The organism is Veillonella parvula (assembly GCF_042850485.1).
Taxonomy (GTDB): Bacteria; Bacillota; Negativicutes; order Veillonellales; family Veillonellaceae; genus Veillonella; species Veillonella parvula_Q.
The window spans coordinates 1,622,506-1,642,464 of sequence record NZ_AP031417.1 but is presented as its reverse complement, the minus strand read 5'-3'; the positions used below and the strand labels follow the sequence as shown (position 1 = coordinate 1,642,464).

Here is a 19,959-nt window from a genome sequence, read left to right as displayed (position 1 = left end):
TTGTGGTCATGTAAAATACAGTAAAAATGATGCTATAGTAGATGAATCTTTGCTAAATAGTATGAGTCAGTTATCCACTAATCCGAATACAACGTATGCGATGGAAACTGACCCAAATTTTACCAATCGAAGAAGCTTCTTATCCTCTGATTATGTTATCAATCGTTTACAACTCAATCCTATGCGTACACAAAAACGATTAGGTGATGGTTACTACGAACAACAATTGGTAATGCAGGCTATTTTACGTCAAACAGGTAAAAGTAGACTACAGGCAGGACTTACGGAAGAAGAGCAGTACCGTAAATTAATGGATGCAGGTCTTACCGTGATGAAGTCTAAATCGATGATGCTCGGACAAGGATTAACTGAGTCGGAGCAACAGCAATTGACGGAAGATGTGGTAATGCTTGTCAGTCAACCGGTAGTATTGCCGAACGGTAAGACTGAAACCTTACTCGTACCAACATTATATTTGGCGCCGACCACACAACGTGTTGAGGGGGCTGCGAATATGCAGGCTCAATCGATTAATTTGCAAGTAGGTACGATGCATAATCGCGGTAGCATAGTGGCGGATGATGCGATAACTGTACATGGTAATACGATACACAATGATAACGGACTGATTAAAGGTCGCACAACAACAGTGGTGGCGGATACCGATGTTCGTAATACACAAGGCACGATAGAAGGCCGTGACCGTACAACTGTGTATGCTAAGCATGATGTGATAAATGAGGGCGGTACGATTAAGCAAACCAATGAAAAAGGAAAGCTTGTCGTAGCGGCAGATCGTGATGTTATCAATAACGGCGTCAAGTATGAAGCCAGCAATAGTAAGGTTGTATGGAATAGTGCCAATAGCCGCCGTGAAACGATAACCGCTGTAGATCGAGGTCAAATTGCGGCGAAAGGCGATGCTATGGTGACGGCCGGTCGTGATGTCGCTATGCAGGCCGGTACGGTGACGTCGGGTAAGGATGCTACCGTGGCAGCTGGACGCCAGGTCACGATGAAGGCCATGACAGAGAATCATGAGTTAGAGGAACATCGATATGACAAAGGTAAATCCGGTGGCGGTCATTCTCAGACTACAGAAACACATGATTTAGTGAATGAAGCAACCTCTGTAGGCAGCAGTGTGGAAGGTAACAATGTAACTGTGGATGCTAATGCTGATGTAGCACTTAGTGGTAGTGAAATTCTGGCTGTTGATAAGGCACAGGTGAAAGGTAAGAATGTAAAACTTGATACTGCAGCGGCTACAAGTACTGTTGACCATGTGTATAAGGACAAGAAGAAAAGTTTAGTTAAACGGGAACGTACAGATGCAACCAGTGTGGCACAAGTGACTGCTGTAACAGGTTCTGTTGTGAGTGGTAAAGACGTTACGATTAAATCTGGTCATGATGTGACGGGACAATCCGTTAAACTGATGGGGGAACAAGGCGTTCAAGTGTCAGCAGCTGGCAAGGTTGAACTCGGTGCAGATAAGAATGTAACGAAAGAAACGAGTACATATCGTCATAAAACTTCAGGTTTAATGGGAAGTGGTATCGGATTTACTATTGGTACAGAAAAACGAAATATAGATGATACCAATCGTGAAGAGGAAACCGTACGTAATACTATTGCTAGTACGAAGGGCAATGTAAACATTACGGCAAATGATACGGTACATCTTACTAGTGCCGATGTAGTAAGTAAAACCGTTACTACAATTGAGGGCGCTGCAGTGACCCTTGATGGTAATACTGATACGCAACATATGACACATGATGATCGCTATAAAAAGTCCGGCTTAACGGTGGCATTAGGTGGTGCTATAGCTGATAGTGTAACGAATGCAACGCGAACTATTAAACAAGCTGGAGGCCGTGATGATAAACGTTTGACAGCACTTGAACTTAATGAAGCTCGTAAACAGTTACAAGACGGATATGAAGCTGTAGATAGTGCTTTACATGGAGTTAAAATACGAGATGCAGTGACTGGTAAAGTTGAAAAAGTAAATGGTAAAGCTAAACGAGGTCCTAAAAATATTGATGATGCTGTTAATTTATCTGTATCAATTGGTAGTACATCACAGAAACAAGGTCAAACAGTAGATACTGCAACTTATAAAGGTGGTACTATTATTAGTGACGGTGATGTTCATCTAACGGCTCGTGATGCTAAGAAAAATGGTATTACTCTTACTGGTGAAAGCGTATCTGCTGAATCCATTAGTCTGGCTAGCGCTAGCGATATTAATATAAAGGCTGGTAAGAATACAGTAGATGTGAAAAATGATTATAAGAGTTCTGGCTGGAGTGCAGGAGCGAGTATCAGTTTAACTGGTGGTGGCCTTCTCGATATTAATGCGAGTGCTCATATGGCTCGTCAAAATGGAGAAACTCATCAAGAAAGTTATGTACCTACTAAGATTAAAGCTGCCCAATTAGCACAGCTTAAAGCAAAACGAGATACAAATATTATTGGTTCTACCGTATCTGGTAAAAAGGTAGAAGTAGATACAGGTCGTAATTTACATATTCAAAGCTTACAAGATGTAGATAATTTTAAAGAACATAGTAAGTCTGCGGGATTCTCTGTTTCCTCTAAACCTAACTTCAAAAATCCAACTGGTAGTATCAATGCTAGTGTAGGACGAATTGATAGCAAATGGAAGAGTGTAACAGAACAAGCTGGCATTTATGCAGGAGAAGAAGGCTATGACATTAATGTAGGTAACAGTACTACATTAGAAGGTGCTCTAATTAAAAGTAACGCTCCAAAAACTAAGAATAAACTGACTACAAAATCTCTAGAGATGAAAGATATCAAGAACGAAGCCGAATATACATATAGCAACAACGGTATTGGCTATAACTACTATGGCAGTAAAAAGAAACTCGAAGAGATGAAGACTAACGATAAAAAAGGCTATGATAAGATTTATAACAATATCGGTCTAGTTCCAAACTTAGGCGTAGGATCTAAAGGTAAAGCAAGATCTACTACTCAATCTGCAATCTCTGATGGTATACTAACTGTAGATGGTAAAGAAATTGATACTAAAACCATTAACACAAACACAGAAAATACATTACATCAATTAGATAAGATTTTTGATAAAAAGAAAATTGAAGAGCGTCAAGAATTAGCACGTCTATTCTCTAAAAATGCATTTGAACAACTACATAACTGGCAACCAACAACGAAAGATGGCAAAATCGCTAAATCTATTGCACATGGCATCATAGGTGAAGTAGCAGCACGTATGGCTGGTAATGCACCGGGTAGCGGGTTTAAAGCTACTATGACTAATGAGTTGCTAATTGGTGAAATAAAGAAAGTAGCTAAACATGATCCAGCTGTAGCACAATGGTTGAGTGCTGCCGTAGGCGGGGTTGTTAATAAAGTAAGTGGTGAATCAAGTAATAGTGGTGCGGCATCAGCATCTTATGCTACAAAATGGAATGAGGATCTTGTTTGGAATCCAGGAGTCTCAAATACTATAGCCTCTTTAGCTTCAGTTGGTAAAGGTGTTTATGGCCTAGCAAAGAATGCATCACCAGCTTTAATTGCTGGGAATTTAGTAAGTACTCCACTCGTAACTGGTTCGGGCGAGCCTACTACTTTTGATGAAAGTACAATGGCTAATATTCCTGGCAGTGCATTTTATAGAGGCAAAATAACTTCTGGTGTTGAATCAGGTGGAACATTGATGGAGCGTGTTGATGATAGCTCTATTGAAACTGGAGCGGCTCCAGTTTATAGTGGTCCATGGGCTATAACCGTATCTTATCCTGGCACTTCATTACGGGTTCAAGAAAATTATAATTTAGATACTGGGTTTCAGCCTATTAATGTATATCATGCAGCAGATGGAAATACATATAAAGACACCGGTGAATATGATAGTCTTGGTCGCCGATATTTTAGAGGCATAAGCACATCGGGGGCAACTATATTCACAGGACGTGTTATTGGTCCTGATGGTACAGATAATTGGGTAGATATTGGTTCTGATGGCAATTCTCCATTTTCTAGATTGCAAAACATATCAACAGGCCAGGTTGTACATTCAACACATACTGAAGGTGATGCAATATTTGTAGATAATCCAAATGATAATTTGGTATTTAATACTCATACTAATTCTTTTCAATCAACGTTAACTGGGAAAACGATTTCTACAACAGTTGCACTACACTATGCAGACGAACGATTGAGTCCGGAATCGTCATTTACAATAGATGAAATTAGAGCAGGGAGTCCATTACCTGATGGGATTCATTTTGCAAATAAATATCCGGATAAGAGTAAGGCTAAATCTATATCGGAAGAAAATTCTAAGAAAAATTTAGATAATCTTAATAGAAACTCTAATAATAAAAATAAGAATGATAATAAGTCTAATACTAATTTATCTAGTGGATTATATTCTGTAAATGATCGAATTAAGAAGGTTTATAACTCCTTGAAGGAGTTAAAGTCATTACCTAAAGGGTTTAAGAGTTACCAAAAAGATAAATTAAATATAAAAAATGAGGATGGTCTCGGTAAACAATTAAAAGAAGATGTAGGGGGCGATTGGAAAAAAATATATGACCATGGGAAAGATATTAATGGAAATGATATAGAAATCCATTATTTCCAAAATAGAAATGGACAAATATTTAATCCAAAGATAAAAAGAATTAATGATGAACCGGTAAATCGAAAGCTAAAATAAATTAGTGGACAGAGGTATAAATATGATCTATTTTAAAAATAAAAAAAGTTTAGATACATTTTTAATGGTCTTTATATTGGGCGCTGTTAAGGCATATAGACGAAATTATATTGATTTGACCATTCTAGAATATTACATATTTAGTATGTTAATTCGATTAATGTGTAGAAAAGCACATCTGTCCGATAAATTGTTAAATATTATTGGAGATGGGATGAGTTTAGAGGATGTTGATGAGTGGATGGCTCGTAGGATTCCTATACCACCATTAAATGATATGTTAGATGATATTGAATGCAGTAGTTGGATTGCTTTAATAGAACGGGAGTTAGAGGGTAATACTTTATCTGAAGCGTTAAAGATTTCTACACATGATGAAAAGAAGTTCGGTATCTATTTCTTTACCGATTATGTAGAGGAGATATTTTGGGCGTTGTTTTTGTTAGGATTGTATGAAGTCTTACAAAAACCTGAATTCATTTCTGAATCAATCTTAAGTTGTATTAAACAGACCTATTTGTCTGAAATATATACGTGTGAACGTATTCAGAATGAAGATTTTCAAGCATGTATTTCCAATTTACAGGAGATAGTTGATACTAATATATCCGGGCAATTAAGTAAAGAATTAATTACTATGAAAGCAAAATTAGCATCATTACAGGTATTATTACCATTTTATGATGTGAGTTTTGATAAGTTAAAAACAGACATTGATTTAAAAGCTACTAGAGGGATGTTCTGGCAAATTAAAGTTTTAGGGAAGTTTATAGACTTGGGATTATAGATTCTAAAAGATTATTAAGTTGGTTCTATACTTATGATTACTTTTAATTTTGGGATTAACCTTTATTAACTTCTATCCTTAAATAATATTTAGTGTTAAATGTTATAAGCTTATTTTAATGACATCTATACCTTTCATAAGGGACTGGTATAGGTGTCATTTTTATATTGAAAACTAATAAAAATCAGTATTGATTAAAATCTAAGTAGTTCTATTAAAATTACCAGAATTCTACGTTTTCATGAGTGTTTTATGATAAAATAAAAGGTATGAATACTTCAACAACTAGGTCTATTACCTATAATGGCGACAGAATTGAATATGAGTTAACCATCAAGCGTGTGAAGAACATGAACATGCGCATTACAAAGGATGGTGTGATCCATGTGTCGGCGAATGGGTATGTGCCGGATTATAGGGTGGACAAGTTTGTCATCGAGAATATGTCCTTCATTGAGCGGGCTCGTTACAAGATTGATGCATTGAATGCCAAGCGCGTCGATGCGTTGCAGTATGTGAATGGTGAAAGTTTATCCATCCTCGGCATTCCAGTTACGTTGCGCTTAGTTGAGCAGGATGGAAAGCCTCACATAGGCTTTGACGGGAAAGCCATTCTTACCATGGTTGTACCTCAGGGTACGACCTTTGAAGCAAAGCATAAATTAATGCAGAGTTACTGGCGTAATTTAGGGGAGAAGGTCTTTGTCCACTGGGCAAAGGTCGTGTATCAGCGCTTTCACAAGCAAGGTATTGATGTGCCTATGCCAATCATAAAACAGCAGCGAATGAAGAGTCGTTGGGGTTCTTGTACGCCTGCAAAGCAGCTCGTCAAGATGAACACCCGTTTGTTAGAGGGACCACAGGCGTATATTGAGTACGTTATGGTTCATGAGTTTGCTCATTTTAAATATTTAGACCATTCCAAGAACTTTCACAATCTCGTGGCACAGTTTTTGCCAGATTGGAAGGCTCGTAAGAAGTCATTGAACGTGTATTTTGCTCATCGCCCTTAAAGGAGGTGTACCATGCAGCCATTTGTACATTTACATAGTCATACAGAGTTTAGTTTGCTTGACGGCATCAGTCGTTTGCCTGACATGGTACGTCGTGCGAAGGAGTTAAATCAGCCCGCCCTTGCCATTACGGACCATGGCAATATGTACGCAGCCATTTATTTCTATAAAGAATGTATAGCCCAAGGCGTTAAGCCTATCATCGGTTGTGAAGTGTATGTAACGGAACATAGCCGATTCGATCGTCCCGAAGGTCGTAGCCGTGAACGATTAAAACATCTCATCCTATTGGCAGAGACCATGGAAGGGTATCGTAATCTCGTTAAAATCGTGTCTAAAGCATCTACGGAAGGTATGTTGTATCGTCCTCGTGCAGACCGCGATTTATTGCGTCAATACAGCAAAGGAATTATTGCTCTTAGTGCGTGTATTCAAGGAGAAATTCCTCAGTATATTTTGCAAGACAATATGGAAGGCGCCAAGCGTTCCATCGAATGGTATATCGAGACGTACGGCAAGGATAATTTCTTCTTAGAAATTCAAAATCATGGCTTGCCAGAGGAGGCTAAGGCCCAAGAGGAGCTCATTAAGCTCAGCAAGGAATATGGTCTTGGCATTGTAGCGTCTAACGATTTCCATTATGTCTTAAAAGAGGATGCGGACGCGCAAGATATTAAGGTTTGTATTTCTACAGGCCGTCGCCGTGCTGAGGTAGACCGCTTAAAATTCCCTAATGATGAGTTTTATCTCAAGTCTGGGGATGAAATGGTAGAGCTATTTGGACATATTCCGGGGGCCATCGAAAACACCTTAAAAATTGCAGACCGCTGTAATGTAGAGTTTAATTTTGATGAACATCACTTGCCGCACTTTGATGTGCCAGAAGGGGAAACCTCTAAAACGTATTTACGTAAGGTTTGTGAACGAGAAATTCCACGCCTTTATGGTGAAACGTCTGAAGAGTTACAAAAGCGTCTCGACTACGAGTTAGATGTTATCGGTACGATGGGTTTTGAGGATTACTTCCTCATCGTGTGGGATTATGTGCGGTATGCCCGTGAGCACGATATCTTAGTAGGACCAGGCCGTGGTTCTGCGGCAGGTTCTGTAGTAGCGTACCTTTTAGGTATTACAGGTCTCGATCCACTAAAATACGATTTGCTCTTTGAACGATTCTTGAATCCAGAACGGGTAAGCATGCCCGATATCGATATTGACTTCTGCTATGAAAAGCGTGGTCAAGCCATCGAATATGTGACGAGAAAATACGGTCAAGCTCGTGTATCTCAGATTATTACCTTTGGTACAGAGGCGGCTCGTGCTGTTATTCGTGACGTAGGTCGTGTACTAGACTTGCCACTAGCCGAAGTAAACCGCATCGCTAAGATGATTCCCAACGAACTGGGGATTACCTTAGATAAGGCTCTACAAGGCAAAGAGTTAAAAGCTTTATACGAAGCCGATCCAAATGTTAAAGAGTTATTTGATTTTGGTAAAAAGCTAGAAGGCATAGCGCGAAATTCGTCCACTCATGCGGCGGGCGTTGTAATTTCTGCAGATCCTTTAGATGACCATGTACCGGTACAAAATGCTAACGATGAAGGCTTTGTAACGCAGTACGATAAGGACAATATCGAGGAGTTAGGCCTCTTAAAGATGGACTTCTTGGGCCTCCGTACCTTAACGGTTATGGGGGATGCCTTAAAGCTCATCAAGGCGAACCGTGGTATTGACCTCGATTTAGATGCTATTCCACTCGACGACAAGGCAGCTTGTGATATCCTCACTAAGGGCGATACCTCTGGCGTATTCCAGCTCGAATCGGAAGGTATTACAAAGCTCGTTATGGACCTTAAGCCTGAGCATTTTGAAGACTTAATTCCATTGGTAGCCTTGTATCGTCCAGGCCCACTAGGATCTGGCATGGTGGCGGATTTTATCGACCGCCGTCACGGTAAAAAAGAGGTTACCTACTTACATCCCATATTGGAACCCATATTGAAAGATACCTTCGGGGTAATCTTATACCAAGAACAGGTTATGCAAATTGCGTCCGCTATGGGGGGATTCTCCCTTGGTCAAGCGGACTTGATGCGCCGCGCCATGGGTAAGAAAAAGGAATCTGTTTTAAAGGCACAGCGGGAGTCCTTTATTCAGGGCTCCGTTAAAAACGGTATCGATGAATCCGTGGCGAACGAAGTATTTGATTTGCTCGTATACTTCGCGGGCTATGGCTTTAATAAATCACATAGTGCGGCGTATGCGTATATTGCGTACCAAACGGCGTATTTGAAAGCCCATTATTTCCCAGAGTTTATGGCCGCAACCATGACTAGTTTCATGCAGAATATGCAGAAATTGACTTATTATATCAATGCCTGCAAGAAGCACAATGTTAAGGTACTAGGCCCAGATATTAACTATTCTGAGCGCAGTTTTGCCGTGCAAGACGACGCTATTCGTTTCGGTCTTGGTGGTATCAAGAACGTAGGGGACAATGCTATCGATCGCTTGATTCGCGAGCGCAATGAGCACGGCCTCTATACGGATATTGTAGATTTCTGTAAACGGGTGGATAATCGAGTTGTGAATAAACGACTTCTTGAAAGTCTCATTCGTTGCGGTGCTATGGATGGTTTCCAGGAAAACCGGAATCAGTTGCTACACATGTATGAAAGCGCCCAAGCCGTTGGTGCTAAAGAGCAAAAGGATGCCGCTATGGGGACGATGAGTCTCTTTGGTGATATGGAAGAGGCGGTAGAGTTTATTCCAGTTCCCAATGTGGAAGATTTATCGGAAGACGATAAGTTAAAGGATGAAAAGGAATACACTGGCTTTTATATTACGGGACATCCATTGCAAGGATATGCGAAGGAGTTGGAGGGCCTCTTTGAACTGGGCGCTCTCGTAGAAAATCCAGAGCAATACGATGGTCAAACCATTACCTTTGGCGGTCTTATTGAAAATAAATCGGATCGCATGACAAAGCGCAATGAGGTTATGTCCATTCTTCGCATTGAAGATTATTCTGGTGCGGCTAATATAGTGGCATTCCCTAAGGTCTTTAGTCAAAGCCAGCAATTCCTTGCAGTCGATATGATTGTTAAGGTAAAAGGTCGGGTTGATGCGGATGAAAAGGGCGTGCAAATTATTGCAGACCGCATTACGCCATTAAAGGTAAACTATAGTCAGGCAAAACAGGTGGCAATCCACATTTATAGCCAATATGATACGCCAGAAAATAGCGAAGCCTTAAAACGCGTATTGACTAGTACCGCTGGCTCTGTGCCAACGTCATTATATTTACATCGTCAACGAAAACGGATTAATCTGCCACCAAATATGTGCTTTGACCCTAGTGATGAATCCATCAAGGCTATTGAATCTATTCTAGGCGAGGGCTCCGTAGAGGTGCAATAACATATGTTGCGTGGAGCACAGATAGCTTTTACCAACATTGATATAATAAGAAATGAAAGATCCAATCTTGGATGTGCTTTCATAGGAGGAAAGATGAAACGTACAAAGATCGTATGTACTGTAGGTCCGGGAACGGATAAATTTGGTATCTTAGAAGATATGATGCGGGCGGGCATGAACGTAGCTCGTTTTAACTTCTCTCACGGATCCCATGAAGAGCAGGCAGAACGCATGCAAATGGTGCGCGATGCAGCGATGATTGTGAATAAACCAATCGCATTATTGCTCGACACAAAAGGCCCTGAGGTGCGTCTCGGTCTATTTAAAGAGGGCAAGGTATTCCTCGAAGCGGGTCAACAATTTACGTTGACTACAGATGAGGTGGAAGGCACAAAAGAGCTTAGCTCCGTGAACCACAAAGGTCTTACAGGTGATGTGTCCGTAGGGGATAAAATTCTCTTGGCTGATGGGCTTGTAACACTTACCATCGATGCTATCGAAGGCAATAATATCATTACAACGGTTCAAAATAGCGGGGAAATCGGCAACCGTAAGCGTGTAGCCGTACCAGGTGTAGCATTAAGCTTGCCACCTGTATCTGAACAGGATGAAGCAGATTTGCGCTTTGGCTGTCAACAAGGGGTAGACTTTGTGGCCGCATCCTTCATGCAACGCGGTAAAGACATTGTGGCTATTCGCCGCATTCTTGAGTCTGAGAAAAAAGATATCAAGATTATTGCAAAAATTGAAAATGCAGAAGGCGTTAAAAATATTGATGAAATCTTGGAAGTAGCTGATGGCCTCATGGTTGCGCGTGGCGATCTCGGTGTAGAAATCCCTGCAGAAGAAGTGCCAGTACTTCAAAAGATGATGATTGAAAAATGCAATAACTTGGGTAAACCCGTTATTACGGCGACACAAATGCTTGAGTCTATGATTCAAAATCCACGTCCAACACGTGCGGAAGCAAGTGACGTAGCTAACGCCATTTTGGATGGTACCGATGCGATTATGTTATCTGGCGAAACAGCCAATGGTTCCTATCCTGTAGAAGCTGTTGCGACCATGACTCGCATTGCAGAAGTAACGGAAAAGGCTGCTATTTATGATAGCTATAGCCGCGCTCGTGAGGATGAAGAAATGACTACTACAAGCGCCGTATGCTTGGCTAGCGTGCGCGTAGCTCAAAACCTCGGGGCCGCAGCTATTTTGACATGTACTGAATCTGGCCACACCGCACTTAGCGTGGCTCGTCATCGTCCAGATTGTAAAATCATTGCTGTCACACCTCATGAGGAAACTATTCGTCGCATGCAATTATGCTGGGGCGTAGAGGCTATTAAAGGTCATGAAATCATCAACTCCGATGAAATGGTTAAGCAAGCCATTACCGGTGCGCTTGGCACTGGCGCCATCGAGTCTGGTGACCTCGTAGTTGTTACCGCTGGTGTGCCATCTGGTGCCACAGGTACGACCAATATGATTCGTGTTCACATTGCAGGTCGAGTGCTCTTGTCTGGCAATGGTATTTTACGTAAATCCGTTACAGGTAATGTGTACATTGCGGCTAATCATAAGGGTAATTATGAAAGCTTCAAAGACGGCGATATTCTCGTGGTAGGCACAATGGAGCCTGAATTGATGGCCATTGCCAAACGTGCTGGCGGTATCATCGCAGTAGAAGATGGTTATACATCGGACAGCGCTATTGCGGGCATTACCTATGGTATTCCTGTTATCTTAGGTGCTAAAAATGCCCACGAAGTGCTCCTTGAAGGTCAAGAAGTGACAATCGATGGCGAACGTGGCAAGGTGTTTGCGGGCATTGCAAATGCTCGATAATCTCTATGAGTGATAATTAAATAAGGAGGGATAGTATGAATCCATATAATGTAACAGGACCTACTGCAGCTGAGGTTGCACAGGTTGAAAGTATCGTATCCCAACGATTAAAAGGCTCTTTCTTGTGGATGGTTGTAGGCTTACTTACAACTATTGGTGTTGGTTTCGCTGCATTAGTGAATCCAAATTGGTTACGCTTTGCGTACCAAAATTTTAATATTATCTTATTAGTAGAGCTAGGTGTGGTATTCCTTTTTAGTGCTCGTGCATATTCTGCTAATGTAATGACGTTACGAGGTATGTTCTTCCTCTATAGTGCTTTGAATGGTCTCACATTGACCTTGGTATCGTTGCGATACAATGTGTTTGATGTAGTTATTCCGGCGTTAATAGGTACGCTTGCTTTCTTCATTGGCTTTGCAGTGGTAGGGGCAACTACAAAACGCAATTTATCATCCCTTACACCATATGTGATGGCGGCATTGTTCGGCATGATCATCGTATCCTTGGTGATGATGGGGGCCCGCTTCTTTAACTGGACTGTACTCAGTGGCTTTAGTGATACTGTAAGTTTAGTTCTAGGTTATGTAGGTGTTGTAGTATTCTCTATCTTTACAGCTATCGATGTGAACCGCATTAAAAATAATGTGACACAAGTGGCGCTTATGGAGGATGAAACAATTTTAGACCGCATTGAAATCACAGGCGCTTTGAGCCTATACTTAGATTTCATTAACTTATTCTTATCCTTATTACGCATCTTTGGTAATAAGCGATAACAAAGGAGTTTGTATGGACGATAGAGAATGGCAAACCTTTGTTACTGTTGTGGATGAAGGCAATATTACAAGGGCTGCTGAAAAATTATTTTTATCGCAACCAGCGTTGAGCTATCGGTTGCGCCATATGGAAAAAGCCTTGGGCCATTCTCTGTTGTTGCGGACTGCTGAAGGGATTGCCCTCACGGCACAAGGCGAAATTTTCTATGATTACTGCAAGCGAATGATGCAAGAACAAGAGGCTTTGGAGCACGCTATGAACTCCGCTTCTGGCAAGATTCAAGGGACCTTGAAAATCGCATCATCTATTAACTTTGCAGATTATGAACTACCGGCTTTATTGAGATCTTTCCGCGAACAATATCCTGATGTTCATATTCAAGTGAAGACTGCTTTCAGCCATCAAGTAGTAAAGATGTTTAATACAGGTGATTGTATGGTCGCCTTTGCTCGTGGTGGTTATGATGTATCTGGTAAGTCTGAACTGTTATTAGCAGAGCCATATTGTTTAGTATATAAAGAATTAGTGCCGCCTGAATCTTTAGTAAAGGTACCGTTTATTAAATACCAAACAGATGCATCGGTGGCAAATATCATCGAAACTTGGTGTGCAGAACATTTTGACGAGCCCCCAAGTGTGGCGATGGACGTAAATTCTATGAGTACGTGTCGTCACTTTGTTCGTGCCGGCCTCGGTTGGTCTATCTTGACGTATATGGGACTTGGATCCTGTAAGGATAAAGATATCTATGTAAGCCCATTACGCAATAAAAATGGTGAATATATCACCCGTGATACCAATATGGTGTACACAAAAGATTCGGAAAATTTAATCGTTGTTAAAACCTTTATTGAATATGTCCGTAATTATTACAAGGAACACACCGTTGTAGATAATAGTATATTTAGAGAATATAAGGCTTAGGAATTATCAATAGAGCATATCTATGAGGTTTTCTAACTGTTTATCCATGCTGTTTCAGTATTGGACTTTTTCGATATAATAGATAATAATAAAAGTGTCTCGAAAGAGAAAGGCAGTACCATGTAAGTGCATGTATACACCCCTTTGGGGACGTATACATGCATTTTTTTCATTTGGAACTGTAAAACTATGCTCAAAATGCATAAAAAGTATGAATAGTAGATATAAAAGTTTTTATAACCCCTATAAAGGTAATCTATTATTCATATTTCTTTTAAACATTTATAATGAATATAGACTTAATCAATGTAATCGACGTCGCGAGCGATTATGTTGTTGAAGACTAGATGATTTTATGTATGCCTAAGTTAATTAAGAAAGGGAAAGACACACATGAAAGACAAATTATGGCGCGTTGCCGTTATGGCTGCCATCGTCGCAATCGCTTGGTTTGGTGGCACACCAGAAGGCCTCAAACCACAAGTATGGCAATTATTTGGTATTTATTTAGCAACTATCGTGGGCTTGGTATTAAAACCATTCCCAGTTCCTATTACAGTATTATTAGGTGTTGCTACATCCTCTATTTTATTGAATAACACAAAAGATGTATTAACTGGCTACAGTAACACAGCATTATGGTTAATCTTCGCAGCTTTCGCATTATCCGTTGCGTTTGGTAAAACTGGTCTTGGTCACCGAATTGCATATCACTTGGTTCGCGCCTTTGGTAGCACTACACTTCGTCTTGGCTATGTAACTGCATTCCTTGATATGATCTTATCTCCTGCAACACCATCCAACACAGCTCGCGCGGCAGGTATCGTATATCCTATCAATTTGTCCATCGCTGAAGCTGTTGGTTCCTATCCTGGTGAAACTGCTAAAAAAGCCGGTGCTTACCTCTTGCAAAATGGTTACTTCGCAACAAAGGTCACATCCTTCTTCTTTGCTACTGCAATGGCGCCAAACTTATTAGCATTAGACTTTATCACTAAATTGACAGGTGTATCCTTGAACTGGGCGCAATGGGCGTTGGCTATGTTTGTACCTGGTTTCATCATGCTAATGTGTATCCCATTCATCGGTTATATGTATGAACGTCCTTCTGTAAAAGAAATCGACAACAAAAAAATTGCTGAGGATGGTTTGGCAGAATTAGGACCTATGAAAGCGTCAGAAAAAGGCCTTATTGCCATCGCACTTCTTGCAATCGTAGGTTGGGTTCTTCCTACTTTTGATATTAATATTAATGCTACTGCAGTGGCTATCGTAGCTATGCTTGCTACATTTGTATGTGGCATTATTAATTGGGATGACTTGCTCAAAACTAAAGCGGCTTGGAACACATTGATTTGGTTCGGTGGTATCTTGGGCTTATCCTCTGCATTAACTAAAGGTAAATTCTTCGAATGGTTGGCTAAATACTTAGAAGCTCATATGAACTTTGGCCTAGATCCATTCATGATGCTTATCCTTATTTCTGTGATCTCCGTTGCTGTTCGTTACTTCTTTGCATCTGGTACTGCATATATTTCTGCAATGTTACCAGTATTCTTGATTGTAGGTATCAATGCAGGTATCGATCCTACATTATTAGCTTTCATCTTAATTGGTACAAACTCCTATGGCGGTTCCGTAACTCACTATGGTGCGGCTCCTGGTCCAATCATTTTCTCTGCTGGTTACAATAATGTAAAAGACTGGTGGACAGTTGGTCTTATCTCCGCCGTTGTATGTTTAGTTTTGAACTACGTAATCGGTATCCCTTGGTGGAAAATCATTGGTTTCATGTAATCAGAAACCTTCACTATGGAGTGTTAGAATTTAGTTGTTAGTATTCAATATCTGTATAGACTCTCGCGACGAGTCTGTACAGATTTGGGTTTTATAAATGTTTCACAAGGAAAGGATGCAACATGGCACAATTAGTAAAAGCTGCACAAGCTGGCTTCGACGAAAAAAATGATGCATTAGTAACGGTTGAACCGATTGCTAGCGGTATCGAAATTGAATTAACATCCAAAGTTATCCGCCAATACGGCGACCAAATTAAATCCGTTATCTTGAACACAGTGAAAGAAGCTGGTTATGATGGCGTAAAAGTAATTGTACAAGATAAAAATGCTTGGGATTACACAATTAAAGCTCGCGTATTAGGTGCATTGGAAAGGGGGAGCAAAGCATAATGGCTAACGATAAAACATTCCCAGAAGTTAAAACAAACCCATTAACAGAGGCTGCTAAAAAACGTTTGTCTCGTTCCATGATGTTCGTACCAGGTAATACACCTAAAATGATTAACAGTGCAGATATTCACGGTGCTGACTCCATCATGATCGATATCGAAGATTCCGTGCCAATTACAGAAAAAGACACAGCTCGTCTTTTAACTGCAGAAGCATTGAAATCCCGTAAATTCCGTGCAGAAACAGTTGTTCGTATCAACCATCCTACACAAACTCCTTATGGCTATGACGATCTTGATGTTATCGTTCCAGCTAAACCTGATATGATTCGTTTACCTAAAACTGAAGATGTTTCTGAAGTTGAAATCGTAGCGAAGAAAATTGAAGAAGTAGAAAAAGCTAACGGCTGGCCAGAAGGTACAATCAATATTATCGTAGCTATCGAATCCGTTCGTGGCTTATACAATGTTCGTGAAATCTGCCACGGCCCTCGCGTAGTTGCTATCGCTCTTGGCGCTGAAGACTATCGTGCAGACCTTCGCACAGGTAAACATAAACCAGCTGTTGAATTGTTGTTCGCTCGTCAAACAATCCTTCATGCAGCACGCGAAGCAGGTATCCGCGTAATCGATACTGTATTCTCCGATGTGAAAGACCCACAAGGTTTCCGCGAAGAAGTTGAATTCATTAAAGCTTTGGGTTATGATGGCAAATCTTGTATCCACCCAAGCCAAATCAAAATTATCCACGAAGTATTCACTCCTGACGAAAAAGAAATCGCTCATTCCGTTAAGGTATTGAACAGCTATGCAGATGCATTGCGCAACAATAAAGGCGTAATCTCCGTAGATGGTAAAATGATCGATGGTCCTATCGTAGTTCGTGCACAACGCGTAGTTGATAAAGCACGTGCAGCAGGCATTAAAGTTGAATTAGAGGAAGGAGCAGAATACGATGTTAAATAAAGTAGGTCGCGATATCCCAACAAATATCCCAGCACTAGAAGGTCGCGAAGTATATCAAGGTGAATTCGTCATTGAACCTAAAGTTCATCGTGCAGGTAAACCTGTACACATGAGCCGTGTTGGCACTAATAAAGTACTTGCTTCCATCGATGAAGCAATCGAAAAAGCTGGCGTAAAAGATGGCATGACTTTGTCCTTCCATCATCACTTGCGCAACGGTGACTATGTAATGAAAATGGTTATGGAACGCGTTCAAGCAAAAGGCATTAAAGACATTACAATTGCGTCTTCTTCCTTGTCCCCATGCCATGAATTCTTGGTAGAAATGATTCAAGACGGTACTGTAACAGCTATCGAAACATCTGGCTTGCGCGATCGTCTTGGTAAATTCTTAACTCAAAACCCAGGCGTATTGAAACGCCCTGTAGTGATTCGTTCCCATGGTGGCCGTGCTCGTGCTATCGAATCTGGTGAAGTTCATATCGACGTAGCTTTCATGGGTGCTCCTACAGCTGACCCACGCGGTAATGCAACTGGTCGTATGGGTAAATCCGCATGTGGTGCTCTTGGCTATGCTAAAGTTGACTCCCATTATGCAGACACAACTGTTATCATCACTGATAACTTAGTTGACTATGTACACAACTATGCAATCCCTCAAACTGACGTAGATTATGTTGTTGAGGTTGAAAGCATTGGTGATCCAGAAGGTATCGCTTCTGGTGCGGTAGGTTTCACTAAAAACCCTATCCAAATTAAAATTGCTGAACTAGCTGGTGAATTCCTTGACCAAGCTGGCATCATCAAAGACGGTTTCGTATTCCAATTGGGCGCTGGTGGGGCTCCATTGACTGTAGCGAAATTCATCGCTGAAAAACTTCGTAAACGCGGTGAAGTAGGTGGTTTCGCTATTGGTGGCGCTACTGGTATCTTGACTGGTATGCTTGAAGAAGGCTTGATTCGTGCTATTTACGATACTCAAACATTCGATACTACTGCAGCTGCATCCTTGGATAAAAACCCTGCACACATCGAAATGTCCGCTTCCATGTATGCTAACCCTTGGACAGACTGCACTACAAACTACTTAGACGTAGTATTCCTTGGTGCTACTGAAATCGACCTTGATTTCAACGTAAACGTAATGACTGACTCCAACGGTGTATTGATGGGCGCTTCCGGCGGTCACTCCGACACAGCAGCAGGTGCTAAATGCACAGTTATTACTTGCCCATTGATCCGCGGCCGCTTGCCAATGATTCGTGACAAAGTCGCTACTGTTATTACACCAGGCTCCTCTGTTGACGTACTCGTTACTGAATACGGTATTGCAATCAACCCAGCTCGTACTGATTTGATTGAACGCTTCAAAGATAGCAACTTGCCTATCTACACAATTGAAGAATTACAACAATTAGCATTTGACTTAGTAGGTAAACCACAAGATATCCCTGTATCCGACAAAGACGAAGACATCGTGGCAATCGTAGAATACCGCGATGGTTCCATCCTTGACGTGGTTCGTAAACCTCTATAATTAAAACAAAGACCCTCTCTATGGTCCTCGAACTCACACATGACTGAAGTTCGTCTACGGACCACGGAGAGGGCCTTTTTGTATTTTTATGAATTGTAGGGCCGTAGGCAGGGGATAATGTGAGATTTTTATATATTAAATATGATGCTATGGGTGAAAATTTGGGCATTCATAAAGTTATAATATCTATATAAAAGAATGTGATTATATATTAGGGGGATATCTATGTATCAATATAGAGCTAATGTAGAATTTGATATAGATGGATTAAAGGACTTTTATATAGATGACTTAATGGAGCAAGAATTAAATATTTACTTAATGGTTGAATGTTGGATTCGAGATTATATTGATATTAATGATATGTATATTAGAATGGTTGAAGATGGACATGAAATACTAGAATGGGAATCTTTTCTCCCGAGTGAATTATCATATCGTAGTTTATTTGTGGCTAGCAATTATAAACTTGGATATAAAAATCAGTGTATTGATTATTTATATGCAAGATTTAAACAAGTTGTTAAGGGTGAACTTATAAGAAATTCTTTAATAGATAGATTAGAAATTGAACGAGTATATCTATTGCAAAACTCTATGCAAATTCTATTAAATTGTAATTTTAACATTGATTTTGAGAAGTTTGTAGAACGATGGATGGCGATTTGTAGTACTGAATATCATCCTGTATACTATAAATTAAAAGGTAATGTATTTATTGTATGAAGTTTGTATTATTTAATTTGGAGGTTGACACAATGGGGTCTGTATGGAGATTACAAACAAGAACAGATAGTAACGATGGTAAAAAAATATCAAAATATTGTTTGAAGCATAAAGTAGCAGCTTTAGGTTGGAGTATTAAGGATGACCATATAAAGAATTATAACCCTGAGGCTATAATTGAAATACAAGAAAAACGTAAACAAATAAAAAATATAGAAGGGTATTATGATGTTGTTAGAACGTATGGTTTATATGGGATGAATCAAAAAAAACGATTAGTCGCTGTTGATATGTTGAAGGAAGTAGAAAAGGGCGACTATATTTGGATGCGTGATAATGGTATTTATTATCTAGGACGTGTAAACGAAAATTCTAATTTTACTTATAATTGTGACAAGGATGCATTAGATTTTGATGCAGCTAATCAACTCACAGATGTTAAGTGGGAACGGATTGGTGATGAAAGCCAGGTACCAGGTGCAGTAGCAACTGCTTTTATTCGCGGTCGAACTATACAACGTATAAATAAAAATTATATGTTTGAGTATGCTGAATATGCATTTGGGGGAAACCCTTTGATATTAGAGGATTCAAATGAAGAATTTTTACAACAATTATTTTATGATTGTTTATCTCCAAATGATTGTGAGGATTTAGTTTGTTTATATTTATATGATCTTAAAGGTTATGTGACAATTCCATCTACGAATAAAATTGCAACTGAGCTATATGAATGTGTATTAGTAAATCCAGAAAATGGGATGCTTGCATATCCTCAAGTTAAAAAAGGAAATGTTGATTTAGATTTTGTTAAGTATATTGATTTGGTAGATGATCATAAACGAAAAAAAGAAGTATACCTATTTACATCGGAAGGTGAGGTAAAAAATTCCAATATTCAAAGTGATTCAATCCATATTATTGCTCCAAATGACTTATATCTATGGGTAAAGTCTAAGATGGAAAGTGTAAATTATCTAATTTCTGAGGGTATTGTAAAATGGTATAAATTAATACACTCGTCAGAAAAATAGTTAAAAATGAGGAGAGAGC

General features: G+C 40.0%; 13 protein-coding genes. All 13 read left to right on the top strand.

What is annotated here, in order from left to right:
• The first annotated feature begins 49 nt into the window (after positions 1-49).
• Entirely contained in the window at positions 50-4,723 is a 4,674-nt protein-coding gene (locus ACGHIY_RS07415) for a hemagglutinin repeat-containing protein (protein ID WP_390525449.1), read from the top strand.
• 22 nt (positions 4,724-4,745) lie between these two features.
• Positions 4,746-5,510, top strand: coding sequence for a DUF3969 family protein (locus ACGHIY_RS07410; RefSeq protein ID WP_039965274.1), 765 nt, complete (start codon positions 4,746-4,748; stop codon positions 5,508-5,510).
• Positions 5,511-5,755: 245 nt separating this feature from the next.
• Complete coding sequence (locus ACGHIY_RS07405) at positions 5,756-6,523, top strand: M48 family metallopeptidase (RefSeq protein WP_042975903.1); 768 nt, start codon at positions 5,756-5,758, stop codon at positions 6,521-6,523.
• 12 nt (positions 6,524-6,535) lie between these two features.
• Positions 6,536-9,943, top strand: coding sequence for a DNA polymerase III subunit alpha (locus ACGHIY_RS07400; protein ID WP_390525448.1), 3,408 nt, complete (start codon positions 6,536-6,538; stop codon positions 9,941-9,943).
• Between the two features lie 93 nt (positions 9,944-10,036).
• A complete protein-coding gene (gene pyk / locus ACGHIY_RS07395; protein ID WP_155086600.1) occupies positions 10,037-11,785 on the top strand; it encodes a pyruvate kinase in 1,749 nt (582 codons plus the stop codon).
• 35 nt (positions 11,786-11,820) lie between these two features.
• Positions 11,821-12,564 (top strand): Bax inhibitor-1/YccA family protein, encoded by a 744-nt coding sequence (locus ACGHIY_RS07390; RefSeq protein ID WP_004695271.1) that lies wholly within the window; start codon positions 11,821-11,823, stop codon positions 12,562-12,564.
• Positions 12,565-12,577: 13 nt separating this feature from the next.
• Positions 12,578-13,489 carry a LysR family transcriptional regulator gene (locus ACGHIY_RS07385; protein WP_008602605.1) on the top strand — a complete coding sequence of 304 codons (912 nt, stop codon included), beginning with the start codon at positions 12,578-12,580 and terminating at the stop codon, positions 13,487-13,489.
• A 393-nt stretch (positions 13,490-13,882) separates the two neighbouring features.
• A complete protein-coding gene (locus ACGHIY_RS07380) occupies positions 13,883-15,286 on the top strand; it encodes an anion permease (RefSeq protein ID WP_060919688.1) in 1,404 nt (467 codons plus the stop codon).
• 122 nt (positions 15,287-15,408) lie between these two features.
• Positions 15,409-15,678, top strand: coding sequence for a citrate lyase acyl carrier protein (gene citD / locus ACGHIY_RS07375; protein WP_004696923.1), 270 nt, complete (start codon positions 15,409-15,411; stop codon positions 15,676-15,678).
• Complete coding sequence (locus ACGHIY_RS07370; protein WP_004695279.1) at positions 15,678-16,643, top strand: CoA ester lyase; 966 nt, start codon at positions 15,678-15,680, stop codon at positions 16,641-16,643. The genes citD and ACGHIY_RS07370 overlap by 1 nt, the downstream gene beginning before the upstream one ends.
• On the top strand, positions 16,633-18,180 hold the full coding sequence (citF, locus tag ACGHIY_RS07365; protein ID WP_008715025.1) for a citrate lyase subunit alpha: 1,548 nt from the start codon (positions 16,633-16,635) through the stop codon (positions 18,178-18,180). The genes ACGHIY_RS07370 and citF overlap by 11 nt, the downstream gene beginning before the upstream one ends.
• A 225-nt stretch (positions 18,181-18,405) precedes the next feature.
• Complete coding sequence (locus ACGHIY_RS07360) at positions 18,406-18,906, top strand: hypothetical protein (protein ID WP_008602610.1); 501 nt, start codon at positions 18,406-18,408, stop codon at positions 18,904-18,906.
• Positions 18,907-18,938: 32 nt separating this feature from the next.
• Entirely contained in the window at positions 18,939-19,940 is a 1,002-nt protein-coding gene (locus ACGHIY_RS07355; protein ID WP_390525447.1) for a hypothetical protein, read from the top strand.
• Positions 19,941-19,959 lie beyond the last annotated feature (19 nt).